The sequence below is a fragment of the Synechococcus sp. A15-28 genome (genome assembly GCF_014280175.1).
In the GTDB taxonomy this organism is placed as follows: domain Bacteria; phylum Cyanobacteriota; class Cyanobacteriia; order PCC-6307; family Cyanobiaceae; genus Parasynechococcus.
In genome coordinates this window covers 158,928-174,294 of record NZ_CP047931.1, presented here as the reverse complement: position 1 = coordinate 174,294, position 15,367 = coordinate 158,928, and the positions used below count along the sequence as shown (strand labels likewise).

Here is a 15,367-nt window from a genome sequence, read left to right as displayed (position 1 = left end):
TAATCTAGAATCGAATAAAAATATAACAAGAATCTTCTTGATACTTAAACACCAATACCAAGAAAATACTTGATACTTAGTTCAAGCTTAATGTCCTCAATTACACTTGCCCAATCCCCATCAGATCTTTGACGAAATAAACGCATAGATTCATACCAGCCTGTTTGATATTCTTCAGCCCCCCAGCGCCAATCGGGAACTTTCTGCAGTAAGGTCCAAGTAGGCACTCCTAATCCACCTGCTAGATGACATAAGGTAGTAGCAGAAGTTATAATCAAATCGCAACTACATACAACTGATGCATATTCTAGAAAATCGTCTGGACAGTCTGAATCAGCTAAACGATAAATTTCCTCTTGAATTAATTTGAGCTCAGGCTGAGAAGGAAGTGGTCTATACCTTGTAAAATCCTCATCTTGAACACGTTGAAGAAATACTAAATGCAGGCCAATCAAACTGCAATGTTCAATAAGATTTTGGGCTGGAAAATCGCGACCCTTTTTACGAAGATCTAGTCTATTGCCAGACCAATTTATGCCAATAATAGGGTTAACAATTCCAGCTTTTGCAAATTTTGATCTCCACTTATCCACAAGATGATGAGGAGTTTTTAGGTATTTCGAAGAAATAATTGCATTTGATGGAGAAGCCCCATAATATGAAGGCAAGTCTAATAATTTATATGTATAGAAAGAAGATGGCAACGTATTAGTATTGTGAACCAATCTAGGAAATCCAGAATATTTTAGTAGAGATGAAAGCTTAGGTGGTATACAAAAGGATATCTCACTAAACGTTTTTGATGCGAGCAAAAAGTAGCGTGAGAATTGAAGGGTATCACCAAGCCCTTGCTCAGAAAAGATGCATATAGAGGAATCAGAAGGAATTAATTTATCATAATGAAAAAAGGTCTTTTGCATCAAATCAGGCCTTTCAATTAATTCGTCCCTCCAAGCAAAATGCTGCCAAGCTTCCCTATAATTACCAGCACTAAATAGTGATAGTGCATAATTATAATGCAGTTCATGTGAATGAGGAAATAATTTCAAAGCATGACGTAAAGCATATATTGAATATTGAAATTTACCCTGATACTTCAAAGCGATACCAAGGTTAGACCAAGACTGAACAGAGAGTTTATCGAATTTCAGAGCAGTCTTAAATGATGCAAAAGCCTTACTATATTCACCAAGAATCAACCACGAAACCCCTAAGTTATTATGTGCTTCAGAATTGCTTGCTCGAACTTCGAGAGAATCTCTAAAGCAATGAATAGATTCTTTTAGTTGATTATTCTTCTGAAAAGCCAACCCAAGATTATTCAAAACGTCGGCATTTTGTGGGGAAAAATTCCTAGCCCTCTGCAAATAATGTATTGCTTGTCTGTATTGCTTAGAGCAAAGTAAAGCAAGTCCAATATTGTAATTTAGCTTTGGAGAATTTGGATTTAATGCTAGAGCATGCTCTAGAAGCCTGATTGCATTTTTATATTTAGCAAGCTCAATATAAATACAAGCCAAATTACCAATAACACCAATATTTTGACTATACGTACTAGCCAATTCACGAAGAATCACTTCAGCTTCATGCAAATTTCCATCTTTTAGGAACCGAACAGCTTTTTTTAGTTCACTTCTAAATCGACTGTCTGAAAGTGAGTGAGTCATGCTTCATTCCTTTACTCAATGAAATAAAGACCTTAAGATTTTGATATTATGGCACATCTACAGAGTCTAGGCTCAAGCTTGCTATTGAGAAAGCGAATAAAGTATTTGCGCCATGCAATAGAAATAGGCGCATTCAATTGTTGACAACTGTTACAAAGGTCAATTTCTCGTCTCATCCAAAAAAGTGTGGGATAGACATCCATTCCAGTGTAATATATTTAAAACACTTCTGATGTATCATCAATGCCTTCCGTTGCCAACGCAATTTCCTAATCAGCAAAAAGAAAATTACATTCAAAAAAAATATATCTTTAATCCCATTAATGGGTGGATGGACCCAAAGAATCATCCCTGCAAAGTACTTTATGAGATGAGTAGACCTTATATAAAATCTTTCGACCTGGCACTTGATATAGGTTGCAGATTTGGAGAGTTTACTTATTTTTCTCAAAAGGATTTTTCGCATACTTTCTGTTTTGACCCAGTCGTTTATGAGGATTTTTGTACTAATGCAGACTTATCAAAATCAACACACTACAAATGCGCGCTCGGGAACGAATTTGAAACAATAAAAATGTATGGAGGATGTCATCATAATAGCCTCGATGATGGAAAACAAAGAACCTTTTTAAAATCAACCAAACACTACGCGCAAAGTGTACCTCTTGATAGTTTTTTATTGACAACAAAATATTCAAATATAGGTCTAATTAAAATTGACGTCGAAGGATTTGAATTTAATGTTTTACGCGGAGGATGGAATACTATAATAAACAAAAATCCTGTTATAATTATTGAGCAAAACTCAATAAGGCTTAATAATCAAGATAATAATGCTGCGTTAAACTTTTTATTGAAAAAAGGATACTCAATCAAAGGAACTTCCCGAAACAGCGCAAATGTGATTACTGACTATGTATTAGCTTGTGATTTAACATGATAAACACATTATAGCATGCTTTAACGCATAAATATAATATACACTTTTTCTCATTGACCTATCTAGTCAGACTGATCAGTTAAATCAATTTTCTCTAATACTATTTCCAACAAATATTAAAGTAGCAACCCACACATAATTTCAGCCAAACTTATCACAAAGGGATTAATCAAATAGATTCAGTAAAAACAAAAATTATGGATGTTTAGCAACCACCCATAAACGATAAAGTTTCAAATTTATTCTTGACAATCCCCTTTCTCAAGCTCAAGAAAAAGATCTAATTTCAAAAATTTATGCTGGAGAAGTGAAAAAGTCTGAAGCAAGCCATCCAAAGGCTACTGCTTTTGCTAAAAGAAGTAATTAATTTTTTTCACAAAAGCTGACTAATCGCATGTCGAGAAATGATGGCAAATATATTGCATCAGCCACTTAAATGTATTGAAGGCGGGAATTATAAATAACGCTGACCATTTGAACGACGATAATCCGTCATTGTTCGTCGAATGTCCGAGGTGCCTTTAGGCTTCTCGGAGACGTAGTAATAGAGGGCAATTGAATTACGAGCCCTACCTTCTGGGAGAAGCATAGGTTGTGGGTGGCCATGAAAGCTATGGTCAGTTGTGGTAAAAATCACCATTGTGTTAAAGCATGGTGCAATGGACGCTTCTGTATGCAAACCGGCTTCCGTCATTCGAGCTAACAGCAATTCGCCACCCCACAACTTCTGCCAGTTCTTATTGAGATAAATTAGTAAATTGAGCCGCCGGTACAACTTCAAACGGTGGTGCCAGTTGAAGTCCGTATGCATTTTGAGAAATCCCTGATTAATCGTAGAATGAATGCCTCCACCAAACAAATGTGGATCCGAAATTAAACCACTTTCTCCAGTCAACTCCTCTAGCCAAGCAAGAAATTTCGAACCATTGCAGTAGGAAACTAGCTTTGCAGTATACTTCGGCAACTTACTGAATGTCCCGCAGGTGCGTTTACCAATCGACCCATAAAAAGACTTCTCCTCGTCCCAATTAGTAAAAGCGTCACATTCCGCTGCGACTCTGGAAAGCAACGCTTCATCCCAACTATTGCGAAGCACCAGATGAGGAAAGGGATTGTTAGCGGCATAGGTGTGTGCCAATTCACTCGCGTGGATGGCCATAGGAAGGGGCTCATTAAGAGTCATTTCCATGATCCCATCGACAGACGCCCCTGAAACAAGCGAACCTGAGTCATCTAATACGGAACATGATGGCCGCTACACCGCTGATTCCAGTGATCCTTTGCGGAGGCACCGGCACACGGCTCTGGCCGCTATCGCGGGCCAGTTACCCCAAGCAGTACTGGCCGTTGAGCGGAGACGGAGAGGCCACGCTGCTCCAGCAGACCCAACAGCGCCTTCAGGGCCTAGACGCCATTGCAGCTCCTCTATTGATCTGCAATGAAGACCACCGCTTCATCGTGGCCGAACAGATGCGCCAGATCGGCGTTGAGCCCAATGCGATTCTGCTGGAACCTATTGGCCGCAACACCGCCCCGGCGGTGACCGTAGCCGCACTGCAGGCCACGGCCAACGGCGAGGACCCGCTGCTGCTGGTGCTGGCAGCGGATCACTTAATCCGCGATGCCACCCAATTCCGCCAGGCGATCAACGCCGGCCGCAAGCCAGCCGAAGCGGGCCGCCTTGTGACCTTCGGCATCGTGCCGACGGCCCCGGAAACCGGCTACGGCTACATCGAAGCCAGCGAACCCTTCTCCCTTAGGAAACAGGCCCATGTGCCGATCAAGCGCTTCGTGGAGAAGCCAGATCAGGCAACAGCGGAGCAGTTCCTGGCCACAGGCCGCTTCACCTGGAACAGCGGCATGTTCCTGTTCCGCGCCAGCGCCATGCTGGCGGAACTGGAGCGACTGGCCCCAGAAGTGGTGAGCTGCTGTCGAGCAGCTCTGGAGCAGGACACGGCTGACCTGGAATTTCATCGGCTGGAGCGGGAGGCCTTGGCAAAGTGCCCCAACGTGGCCATTGACGTGGCCGTGATGGAGAAAACGGATCTGGGCAGTGTGCTGCCGCTGGATGCAGGCTGGAGCGACGTGGGCAGTTGGAGCGCACTCTGGGAAACCTCAGAGCAAAAGGATTCCCAAGGCAATGTGCTGCAGGGCCACGTGATCGCCGAAGGCAGTCGCGATTGCTACCTGCGCAGCGAACACCGCTTAGTGGTAGGGCTAGGGGTTGAAAACCTTGTGGTGGTGGAAACCGACGATGCCGTGTTGATTGCGGATCGCTCCAAGGCCCAGGAGATCAAAACAGTGGTGAAGCAGCTAGAAGCCGCCGGAAGCCCGGAGGGCAAGGCCCACCGCAAGATTTACCGCCCCTGGGGCCATTACACCAGTGTCACCGAAGGAAACCGCTGGCAGGTGAAACGGATCTCGGTGAAACCCGGAGCTAGCCTCTCGCTGCAGATGCACCACCACCGTGCCGAACACTGGGTGGTGGTGAAAGGCACGGCGCTGGTAGAGCGCGATGGTACCGAGCAGCTTGTGGGCGAAAACCAGAGCACTTACATCCCGATGGGTTGCAAACACCGCCTCTCCAACCCCGGCCGGATCCCCGTTGAACTGATCGAAGTGCAGAGCGGCGAATACCTCGGCGAGGACGACATCGTGCGCTTCAAGGACCGCTACGGCCGCAGCGACCTCAGCATGAACGCCAGCTGAGGCTCACTCCACAGTCACACTCTTAGCCAGATTGCGTGGTTGGTCCACATCCAGACCCCGATGAGCTGCGATGTGGTAGCTCAGCAGCTGCATCGGCACCACCGTCAGAAGCGGGCTGATCCACTCGCTGACCTCCGGCACCGGCAGCAATTCATCAAACAGATCGGTGTCGGGCCCCTGGGGCGCCACACCGATCAGCCGAGCGTCACGGGCCTTGGCTTCCTGGGCGTTGCTGAGCACCTTCTCAAACACCACACCAGGTACAGCGATCGACACCACCGGCACCCGGGAATCGAGCAGGGCGATCGGACCATGCTTCATCTCACCTGCCGGATACCCCTCGGCATGGATGTAACTGATCTCCTTGAGCTTGAGAGCTCCCTCCAGTGCGATCGGGTAGTTGATTCCCCGACCCAGAAAGATCACGTCCTGGGTTTCGGCGAAGCGATGGGCCAGGGCTTCCGAGCGCTGATCATGGAGCGATACCAGCTCCTGTAGCTGCTGAGGAAGCCTGCGCAGTTCATCCACTAGAGACTGAATCTCTGCCTCTGAACGGCTGCCACGGCGTGCCGCGAAGGAGATTGCCAGGCTGTAAAAGGCCAGCAACTGCCCCATGAAGGTTTTGGTGGCTGCCACGCCCACTTCAATTCCGGCACCGATGTCCAGGATGTGGGGAACCTGACGGGAGAGCGAACTCTCCGGACGGTTGGTGATCCCCAGCTGGCGCGGGGCATAGGCGGAATCAGCGTGGGAGTTGCGGCGCTTGGCCTCCATCGCCAGAGCCGCCAGGGTGTCAGCCGTCTCACCGGACTGGGTGACGCCGATGGTGAGGGTGTTGGGGGCCAGCGGCGGCGGGGAATATCGAAATTCACTGGCGTAGTGAACGGCTGTGGGCAGACCCGCGAATTGCTCGAGCAGATGTGCACCCACCAAAGCCGCATGGCGACTGGTGCCGCAGGCGAGAATTTCGATCCGCTCGATGCCGGCGTAGAAAGCCTCATCAAACGGCAAGGCCACGGGCATCGAAGCCGTCAGCCCCTCGGGAAGATGGCGAGACACCCACAACGCCGCCGTTTCCGGCTGCTCATGGATCTCCTTGAGCATGAAGTGACGGAACTCCCTCTTATCCGCCACGTGGTCGGTCCCCGTCAGCAGGGTCGGCATCCGCTGCTGACGCACACCCGCAGCGTCATAGAGCTCCACCCCCAACGGCGACAACAGGGCCACCTCGTCGTCCTCCATCGGCAGGATCGTGCGGGTGAATCCAGCCAGGGCCGGCGTATCGCTGGCACAAAGGAATTCGCCCTCACCCAGACCGATCAACAGCGGAGCAGCTCGACGGGCCACCACCAGAGCGCCGGGGGCCTGCCCCCAGATCACCGCCAGGGCATAGGCCCCCTGCAGCTGGGGCAACACAGCCTGTACCGCCTGCAGCAGGGTGGATCCACTGGGCTGCTCGCCGTTCTGTAAACGTCGATTCAGTTCGGAAGACAGCAGATGAGGGATCACCTCGGTGTCCGTCTCCGACTGGAACCTCACCCCGCTGGCCTCCAGGCCATCCCGAAGCTGCCGGTGGTTTTCAATAATGCCGTTCTGCACCACGGCCACTGCCCCATCAGCGCTGCAATGGGGGTGGGCGTTGTGTTCCTCAGGCTTGCCGTGGGTGGCCCAGCGGGTGTGGCCGATGCCGCATTGGCCTGGGGCCCCCAAGGCCTCAACGCGCTGGCTGAGATTGACCAGCTTCCCTTTGGCACGAAGGCAGGTGAGCTGTCCCTCAGCCGTGACCGTCGCCAGACCAGCCGAGTCGTAACCGCGGTACTCCAGCTGCCGAAGACCTTCAAGCAACTGCGGTGCTGCCGGCTGCGACCCAATCAGGGCGACGATTCCGCACATACAAAAAAAGCCCGGCTGAAGCCGGGCCGAGCTTATGAGGTGAAACGGAGTAAATCAGTACGCCAGACCCATGGAGCGGGTGGTTTCATCACCCAGATACACCCTGATGCTGAGGAAGTCAGTAGGACAGGCGGTTTCGCAACGCTTGCAGCCGACGCAGTCCTCGGTGCGGGGAGAGGAAGCGATCTGGCCGGCCTTGCAACCATCCCAGGGCACCATCTCAAGCACATCGAGAGGGCAGGCGCGCACACACTGGGTGCAGCCGATGCAGGTGTCGTAAATCTTGACGGCGTGGGACATGTACCCGGTGCGACGAGGTCTTGGCGCAAACGTACCCGTGCCATCGCTCGTCCACCCAGCAGCCGTCACTGTTGTTAATGAGCTGGCCAGGTCCGAGAGGTCAGAACAGGGCCTCCCCGTAAGATGCAGCGTCCCGTTGCCACGGCCATGTCCCAGGAAGCGATCCTCGAGAAAGTCCGTTCCATCGTCGCGGAGCAGCTCAGCGTCGATGCCGGCGAGGTGAAACCCGAATCCAACTTCCAGAACGACCTGGGCGCTGACTCCCTCGACACGGTGGAACTGGTGATGGCCCTGGAAGAGGCCTTCGATATCGAAATCCCCGACGAAGCCGCCGAGGGCATCACCACCGTGGGTGACGCCGTCAAATACATCGAAGACAAGCAGGCCTGAGCATCGACATGGTGGACGGTCTCCATCGCGTCGTCGTCACGGGCCTCGGCGCGGTCACACCGATCGGCAACACGGTTCAGGACTACTGGAACGGCCTGACTTCCGGACGGAACGGGGTCGATGCCATCACCCTGTTCGATGCGTCCTCCCACGCCTGTCGCTTCGCAGCGGAAGTGAAGGACTTCGACCCGGCTGGCCTGATCGAACCGAAAGAAGCCAAGCGCTGGGATCGCTTTTGCAAATTTGGCGTGGTTGCCGCCAAACAGGCCATCACCCATGCAGGGCTCACCATCTCCGAAGCCAATGCCGACCGCATTGGCACGATCATTGGCTCCGGCGTCGGCGGTCTCCTCACCATGGAGACCCAGGCGCATGTGCTGGAGGGCAAAGGGCCGGGACGCGTCAGTCCGTTCACGGTGCCGATGATGATTCCCAACATGGCAACTGGATTGGCGGCAATTGCCCTCGGCACGAAGGGGCCTAGCTCCGCGGTGGCCACCGCCTGTGCTGCCGGGTCCAACGCCATCGGTGATGCCTTCCGGCTGCTGCAGCTCGGCAAGGCCGACGCGATGGTGTGCGGTGGCGCGGAATCGGCGATTACTCCCCTTGGTGTTGCCGGCTTTGCCAGTGCCAAAGCCCTGTCCTTCCGCAATGACGATCCAGCCACAGCCAGTCGCCCATTCGACAAGGACCGCGACGGTTTCGTGATCGGCGAAGGCGCCGGCGTTTTGGTGCTCGAAACCCTGGAGCACGCGCAAGCCAGAGGCGCCACGATTCTTGGTGAGGTGGTGGGCTACGGCATGACCTGCGATGCCCACCACATCACCTCACCCACACCGGGTGGCGTCGGTGGTGCCGAAGCGATGCGGCTCGCCCTGGCCGACGGCGGCATCGATGCTTCCGAGATCGATTACGTCAACGCCCACGGCACCAGCACCCCCGCCAACGACAAGAACGAGACCTCGGCCATCAAGAGCGCTCTCGGGGATCGCGCCCTGCAGATCCCGGTGAGCTCCACCAAATCGATGACCGGCCATCTGCTGGGTGGCTCCGGCGGCATCGAGGCCGTGGCCTGCATGCTGGCTCTCCAACATGGGGTCGTGCCCCCGACCATTAACCACACCAACCCGGATCCTGACTGTGATCTGGATGTCGTGCCCAATCAGGCGCGGGATCAGACACTGGGAACGGTGTTGTCCAACTCCTTCGGCTTCGGCGGCCACAACGTCTGCCTGGCTTTCAAACGCGCCGGCTGAGCCTCAGGGCTCACATCGTGCGTCACAATCGCCCCAACTTTTCCTCCTAACACCATGGTCGCTGCGCCCGCCTCTCTCGACACGCTCTGCATCAACAGCATCCGGATGCTGGCCGTCGATGCAATTAACAAGTCCAAGAGCGGCCACCCCGGCCTGCCGATGGGCTGCGCACCCATGGGTTACGCGCTGTGGGACAAGTTCCTGAAGCACAACCCCAAGAACCCCAAGTGGTTCAACCGCGACCGCTTCGTGCTGTCGGCCGGTCATGGCTGCATGCTGCTGTACGCGCTGCTGCACCTCACCGGCTACGACTCGGTGTCGATTGAGGACATCAAACAGTTCCGCCAGTGGGGCTCCAAAACCCCTGGCCACCCCGAGACCTTTGAAACCCCGGGCGTGGAAGTGACCACCGGCCCTCTGGGTGCCGGCATTTCCAACGCCGTGGGTCTGGCGATCGCGGAATCGCACCTCGCCGCCAAGTTCAACAAGCCCGGCGCCACCCTTGTGGATCACTACACCTATGTGGTGATGGGTGATGGCTGCAACCAGGAAGGCATCGCCTCGGAAGCCTGCTCCCTGGCCGGTCACCTGAAGCTGGGCAAGCTGATCGCTCTCTACGACGACAATCACATCACCATCGACGGCCGCACGGACGTGTCCTTCACCGAGGACGTGCTGAAGCGCTACGAGGCCTACGGCTGGCATGTGCAGCACGTGGCCGACGGCAACACCGACGTGGATGCCATCGCCAAGGCAATCGAGGCCGCCAAAGCGGTGACCGACAAGCCGTCGATCATCAAGGTGACCACCACCATCGGCTATGGCTCCCCCAATAAGGGAGACACCGCTGGCGTGCACGGCGCTCCCCTGGGTGAAGACGAGACCGCTCTGACCCGTCAGCAGCTGGGTTGGGAGTACGGCCCCTTCGAAGTGCCCCAGGAGGCCTACGACCAGTTCCGCCAGGCCATCGATCGTGGCGCCAGCCTCGAGGCGGAGTGGAACCAGACCCTGGCCAGCTACCGCACCCAGTTCCCCTCTGAGGCCGCTGAGTTCGAGCGGATGCTGCGCGGCGAACTTCCCGAGGGCTGGGACAAGGACCTGCCCACCGCTGGCCCTGACGAGAAGGGTCTCGCCACCCGAAAGCACTCCCAGATCTGCCTGGGTGCCCTCGGTCCCAACCTGCCTGAGCTGATCGGTGGCTCGGCGGACCTCACCCATTCTAACTACACTGACATCAAGGGCGAAACCGGTTCGTATCAGCCTGAAACCCCTGAGAAGCGCTACCTGCACTTCGGCGTGCGCGAGCACGCCATGGCCGCCATCCTCAACGGCATTGCGTATCACGACAGCGGCCTGATCCCCTACGGCGGCACCTTCCTGGTGTTTGCCGACTACATGCGCGGCTCCATGCGCCTGTCGGCCCTGAGTGAACTGGGTGTGATCTACGTGCTCACCCACGACTCCATCGGCGTCGGCGAAGACGGCCCCACCCACCAGCCGATCGAAACCATCCCGTCTTTGCGTGCCATGCCCGGGATGCTGGTGTTCCGCCCTGGCGATGCCAACGAAACCAGCGGTGCTTACAAGCTGGCGATCCAGAACCGCAAGCGCCCCAGTGCTCTTTGCCTAAGCCGCCAGGGCATGGCCAACCAGGCCAACTCCTCGATCGACAAGGTCGCTAAAGGCGGCTATGTGCTCGAAGACTGCGCCGGTACTCCGGATCTGATCCTGATCGGCACCGGCACCGAACTCGACCTCTGCGTGCAGGCTGCCAAACAGCTCAGCGCAGACGGCAAGAAGGTGCGCGTTGTTTCCATGCCATGTGTGGAACTGTTCGATGAGCAGAGCGACGCCTACAAGGAAGAGGTGCTTCCCAAAGCCGTGCGCAAGCGCATGGTGGTGGAAGCCGCTGAATCCTTCGGCTGGCACCGCTTCATCGGCCTCGACGGTGACAGCGTCACCATGAACCGCTTCGGCGCTTCGGCTCCAGGCGGAACCTGCCTGAAGGAATTTGGATTCACTGTAGACAATGTCGTCACGAAAGCTAAAACACTGTTGGTTAAATAAACGAAAGAATCACTATAAATACGGTTTTTGTCGATTCGAGGCCCGCACACAAATGTGCGGGCCTTTAGTTGTACAAAATACAGAGACAGAAACAGACAACGGCATGCTGTTTCTCGTAAGTGAACAGACGTTTTCCAATAACCTAGTAAAGAAAGCAGCGTATCAACCAGTGAAAATATTGAAAGGAATATCACTAGACCAGTCCTAGAAGATAATAGACATAGTCGCACACGAGGAACTCGTATCTAGGCACTTTGAAAAAACACCAAAGAAAATTATACCTTGAGCTATCACGCCTGAACAGAATCGCCTATCTCGAATCAAAGACTCAGAAGTCATTAAGATAATCGCATTAACACACGTTCTACGAGACATAGACAACAAAATTCGAAATTAAATATTGAACCAAGCAACAAGGAAGGCATTGAAATCAAGACAAGTATTGCGCAAGCCCCATCAAAGACGAGAGTCACAATGTGCAAACTGGATTCAATGATTGATCTCCATGCAATGCCGAAAGCAAAATAACTCTAATAATGCTAAATACACAAAAAAAGAAGAGAAGGAATTATTTGCAGGATATAAATATGCAAAAAGATGCAACAATGACGATTAAAACAGTAATTAAGGGCAGAAATAAAGAAAAAGAGTGAATACTATCTACAAAAGCCCATAAAGATAAAGCTTGGCAGGCAAAAGGCGAAAAATCAGCAATTACAGAGAAAAGAAGCCATAATCGTAAATGTAAAATACAATATATACGGTTCTAATAAAACATAAATTAAAAATTTGGCAACCGAAATGATTTGACTGAAACTAACTGTGAAAATCTCGGTAGGTGTCGGGCTGACCTTTGTACCTTTCCTTAAGTTCTTTATCGGCGATATTATGAATCCACTTCCCTTGAAGTGGTATTTGGAAAGGGTTGTCATTTACCTTACGGTATGCAACAACAATTGAGATATTGTTCTTTTCTAAAAGCTTGTCGTAGAGAAGTGTCTCAAGGGCACCTTTGGGGCGTTTCCAAAATGGAAACGAACGAGGAATTTCAACCCAGATATCGTCATTATCGGTTACGTCTATGAACTCGCCGTGATTACCACCAAGCCATGTGAAAACGGGTTCATATCCATTGGCATAAGCGAGGTCCCTAAATAAAACCGGCTGGAAGGCAAAAAAGCCATGATTAATCCAAGGGAAAAAAGGCTTATTGTTCAAGATGATTCCACCTACAGAACAAAGGTCATGCTGGTTTCTAAAAACCATATGCTGATCAAACACATGCTCGCCAGTACCATTATCAATAACAAGTGAATGCTGAGCCTTGTAACGATAGGAAGTAGGTATATGAGTATTCAAATCCATCGGAATAGCACTCATTTTTTGATTCATATCAATAGCGATATATTCGGAATAACCAATATCTCGGTAAAAAAAAGGAGTATAATTAGTAAAATCTTCTTCATTAGAAGGGATCTCAAAAGAACAATCGAGCTCTTTAGAAATGTGTTTAAGAACAGGAGGGGTAAGTCGGAATCTTTGATTACCAAAGTCCAATACAGAGCCCTGTGGGCTAGTCGGTGAGTTCTCACGTAAAAGCGCAGTAGCGCGTGAAACGGCAAGACCAGTTAAGGGGTTGAAGGCCATATATCAGATTTTAAAAAGACGAGAGCCAGGAGGCAGTTCACCAATGATATTAACACTACGACGGATAACAGATTGAGAAAATATGGGTTGAACAGAATGATAAGACTTGCGGGTGTTGAGAAAAAGGATAGCAGTATTTGATTTGTAGGGAAGGAGGTCAAAGGGGGTCAAGTATTGCTCATCGATACTGCGATTACGACCATGCGTGATAGATTTAACATAATTTGAAGCGGAATATAATTTTAAACCACCACCAATTGATTGATCGTCAGTCGATCTCATGTAGTACAAAATTGCATAGAGTTGTTGTGGATTATCAAGATGGGGACTCCGACTACTATGGTTGTCGCCATGGGGCAAATTAGCAACCAACTGAAAATCAGTCAAACAGGAATTAGAGTCAATTGATTGTTCGCCAGATCTAAGAGATATGTCAAGATTTTGAAGCTTAGATAAGAGTCCAGGGTAATAAATTTCAATAGGCTGTTGAAGGAAGAAAGAGGTAACAGCACTAAAAAAAGAAGGATGAGTATGGACATCGGCAAAATCACACCAAGTTTGCGGAACATCACTAACCAAAGGAAAGTTCCGAGCCAACAATCTTCTCGTATGGCCACGATCATTTATTACATGGGAAGAATCAGATGATAAATATGAAGATGGAAACGATTTAGATAACTTAGCATAAGTATCAATGGGCAACGCATTTTCGATTACATAATGGGGAAAAGGTTCAAGCCTTAACTGTGAACGCGAAACATTATCAAGAAGAGACGGAAAGCTAGACATATCAATGAGGATGAATGACTGACAGCAATGCTTCCAGATCAGAAAACGTGGAGATAGAAATCGAAGTCCTAGAAATAGCGTTAATTATTAGTTCGATGGATTGCTTTCTAGATAAGGGAGGGATGTATGAGCCAAGAATTGGGAAAAGAGGATGTGCAGTGGACAAGTAAACAGGAATTGAGTGAAGGATAAAAGGTATAGCCATCATAGAGGATGGCGAATATACAAATTCAAACTGGTCATAATTAAAAGTTTTTTTTATAACTTGGTGAATTCTCGATTTAGTGGTGAAGAAGGGTGAGAGAACGACTTCAGTGGGCTTTACAGATAAGAGAGGAGTCAAATCTGGGTGGAGGTGGGATTTCCAGAAGGAAATAGATCCTAAGAACTTAGAGGCTAGAAGACGAGATATAACAGGAGATGACTTTATGAACAAGGCAATACGGGAAGTGCCATCAAATGATTGCAAGGAAGGGACTGAAAAAGATATTTCAGATGCAGATTGAAGTTGACATAAGTGATTAAATGTAAAATCAAGATCAATTGATGATAAGAGAGAATCATGAGTAACAAAAGGTGTTAAATCACTATTGCCACTGCATAAACGAAAAACTGAGCCTTTGAGAGAGGAAGGAACATAGGCATGATCAAGAATATAGAGATTCGAAAAAGAAGAATTGTGAGGGATATTTTGCTTACGCAGGTTCGAATAATAACCTAGGTAGCCATAAGTAACATGAGGAACTTTAGATCGATATGGAATGCGGTTGACCAAAGAGCAACCGCGGGAAGCGCAATCTAATCTCTTATAAAGGGACAATAGTTGGTGATTAGCCCACGGCGTAGCGGATGGATAGAGATATGCTACTGGCACTGAAAATACACGCCAAGATGTACAATGGTATCATCGGACTAGGCAAGCTAAAAACGAAAACACAAAAATGTACGCACTTCTTCTATCTGCTGGACTAGGCACACGATTGAGACCAATTACAAACAAAATACCCAAATGCTTGGTTACAATTAATGGAAAGGTATTGCTAGACATTTGGATAAAAAAACTTGAAAGAGTCGGCGTAGATAATATAATAATAAATACACATTATATGCATGATATTGTCGAAAGTCATATGGAGAAGTGGAAGAATAGAGGTAAGAAAATAGAATTGCACTACGAAGAAAAGCTATTAGGAACTGCAGGAACACTAGAAGCACACAAAGAAGTCTTAAGGCATGACGATTGTCTAGTGATACACACAGACAACATTGTGGAAGATAGTTTAACAGGCTTTATAAGGGCGCATAAAGAAAGACCTAGGCAGTGCAATATCACAATGATGACCTACACAACAGAGCGTCCACATGAATGTGGAATAATAAAAACAAATTCAAAAAATATAGTTGTCGAGTTTCACGAAAAAAGTAAAGATTACAATGGATACCAAGCAAACGGAGCAGTATACATACTCGCCAAAGAATTCTGGAACTATGATACATTTTCTGGAAAGAAGAATTTTGATTTAACTAAGGATATAATTCAATATTTAACAGGCCAAATATATTCATATGAATCAAAAGGTTATTTTGATGATATCGGTTCTGTTGAAAGACTGGAACATGCATGTGAATATTTTAGGACGAGACCGGATACTGATATAATGCAGTAGATTTGACAGAAAGCAATGCGAAATAAAGTATTAGAAAAGTTT

Annotated in this window: 13 protein-coding genes; 7 read left to right on the top strand and 6 right to left on the bottom strand. The window is 49.5% G+C overall.

What is annotated here, in order from left to right; translation table 11 throughout:
• Positions 1-44: 44 nt before the first annotated feature.
• Positions 45-1,667 carry a tetratricopeptide repeat-containing glycosyltransferase family protein gene (locus SynA1528_RS00880; RefSeq protein WP_186587279.1) on the bottom strand — a complete coding sequence of 541 codons (1,623 nt, stop codon included), beginning with the start codon at positions 1,665-1,667 and terminating at the stop codon, positions 45-47.
• A 370-nt stretch (positions 1,668-2,037) separates the two neighbouring features.
• On the opposite strand from SynA1528_RS00880, the gene SynA1528_RS00875 reads away from it, so the two are divergent.
• Positions 2,038-2,607 carry an FkbM family methyltransferase gene (locus SynA1528_RS00875; protein ID WP_186587278.1) on the top strand — a complete coding sequence of 190 codons (570 nt, stop codon included), beginning with the start codon at positions 2,038-2,040 and terminating at the stop codon, positions 2,605-2,607.
• 454 nt (positions 2,608-3,061) lie between these two features.
• On the opposite strand, the gene SynA1528_RS00870 is transcribed toward SynA1528_RS00875, so the two are convergent.
• Complete coding sequence (locus tag SynA1528_RS00870; protein ID WP_222930188.1) at positions 3,062-3,766, bottom strand: 2OG-Fe(II) oxygenase; 705 nt, start codon at positions 3,764-3,766, stop codon at positions 3,062-3,064.
• Positions 3,767-3,855: 89 nt separating this feature from the next.
• Here SynA1528_RS00870 and SynA1528_RS00865 point away from each other — a divergent pair, with 89 nt between their 5' ends.
• Positions 3,856-5,316: a mannose-1-phosphate guanylyltransferase/mannose-6-phosphate isomerase gene (locus SynA1528_RS00865; protein WP_186587276.1), complete on the top strand. Its 1,461-nt coding sequence runs from the start codon at positions 3,856-3,858 to the stop codon at positions 5,314-5,316.
• Positions 5,317-5,319: 3 nt separating this feature from the next.
• Here the strand turns inward: SynA1528_RS00865 and glmS are convergent, their stop codons facing one another.
• Both glmS and psaC read right to left on the bottom strand, forming a co-directional pair.
• Positions 5,320-7,209 carry a glutamine--fructose-6-phosphate transaminase (isomerizing) gene (glmS, locus tag SynA1528_RS00860; protein WP_186587275.1) on the bottom strand — a complete coding sequence of 630 codons (1,890 nt, stop codon included), beginning with the start codon at positions 7,207-7,209 and terminating at the stop codon, positions 5,320-5,322.
• Between the two features lie 54 nt (positions 7,210-7,263).
• Positions 7,264-7,509: a photosystem I iron-sulfur center protein PsaC gene (gene psaC / locus SynA1528_RS00855; RefSeq protein ID WP_006850103.1), complete on the bottom strand. Its 246-nt coding sequence runs from the start codon at positions 7,507-7,509 to the stop codon at positions 7,264-7,266.
• A gap of 147 nt (positions 7,510-7,656) precedes the next feature.
• Between psaC and acpP the strand changes: the two genes are divergently transcribed.
• Genes acpP through tkt form a run of 3 tightly spaced genes read left to right on the top strand, consistent with a single transcriptional unit; the run spans position 7,657 to position 11,222 of the window.
• Positions 7,657-7,899 (top strand): acyl carrier protein, encoded by a 243-nt coding sequence (acpP, locus tag SynA1528_RS00850; RefSeq protein ID WP_007099572.1) that lies wholly within the window; start codon positions 7,657-7,659, stop codon positions 7,897-7,899.
• An 8-nt stretch (positions 7,900-7,907) separates the two neighbouring features.
• The gene (fabF, locus tag SynA1528_RS00845; RefSeq protein ID WP_186587274.1) at positions 7,908-9,155 is read left to right on the top strand and encodes a beta-ketoacyl-ACP synthase II; all 1,248 of its coding nucleotides are present in this window, start codon (positions 7,908-7,910) and stop codon (positions 9,153-9,155) included.
• A gap of 54 nt (positions 9,156-9,209) precedes the next feature.
• Positions 9,210-11,222: a transketolase gene (gene tkt, locus SynA1528_RS00840; protein WP_186587273.1), complete on the top strand. Its 2,013-nt coding sequence runs from the start codon at positions 9,210-9,212 to the stop codon at positions 11,220-11,222.
• Positions 11,223-12,038: 816 nt separating this feature from the next.
• Here tkt and SynA1528_RS00835 read toward each other — a convergent pair.
• Positions 12,039-12,869 (bottom strand): hypothetical protein, encoded by an 831-nt coding sequence (locus SynA1528_RS00835; protein WP_186587272.1) that lies wholly within the window; start codon positions 12,867-12,869, stop codon positions 12,039-12,041.
• Between the two features lie 3 nt (positions 12,870-12,872).
• The gene (locus SynA1528_RS00830) at positions 12,873-13,658 is read right to left on the bottom strand and encodes a 2OG-Fe(II) oxygenase (RefSeq protein WP_186587271.1); all 786 of its coding nucleotides are present in this window, start codon (positions 13,656-13,658) and stop codon (positions 12,873-12,875) included.
• 287 nt (positions 13,659-13,945) lie between these two features.
• Between SynA1528_RS00830 and SynA1528_RS00825 the strand changes: the two genes are divergently transcribed.
• Positions 13,946-14,164 (top strand): hypothetical protein, encoded by a 219-nt coding sequence (locus SynA1528_RS00825; RefSeq protein ID WP_186587270.1) that lies wholly within the window; start codon positions 13,946-13,948, stop codon positions 14,162-14,164.
• A 435-nt stretch (positions 14,165-14,599) separates the two neighbouring features.
• Positions 14,600-15,325, top strand: coding sequence for a nucleotidyltransferase family protein (locus SynA1528_RS00820; RefSeq protein WP_186587269.1), 726 nt, complete (start codon positions 14,600-14,602; stop codon positions 15,323-15,325).
• Positions 15,326-15,367 lie beyond the last annotated feature (42 nt).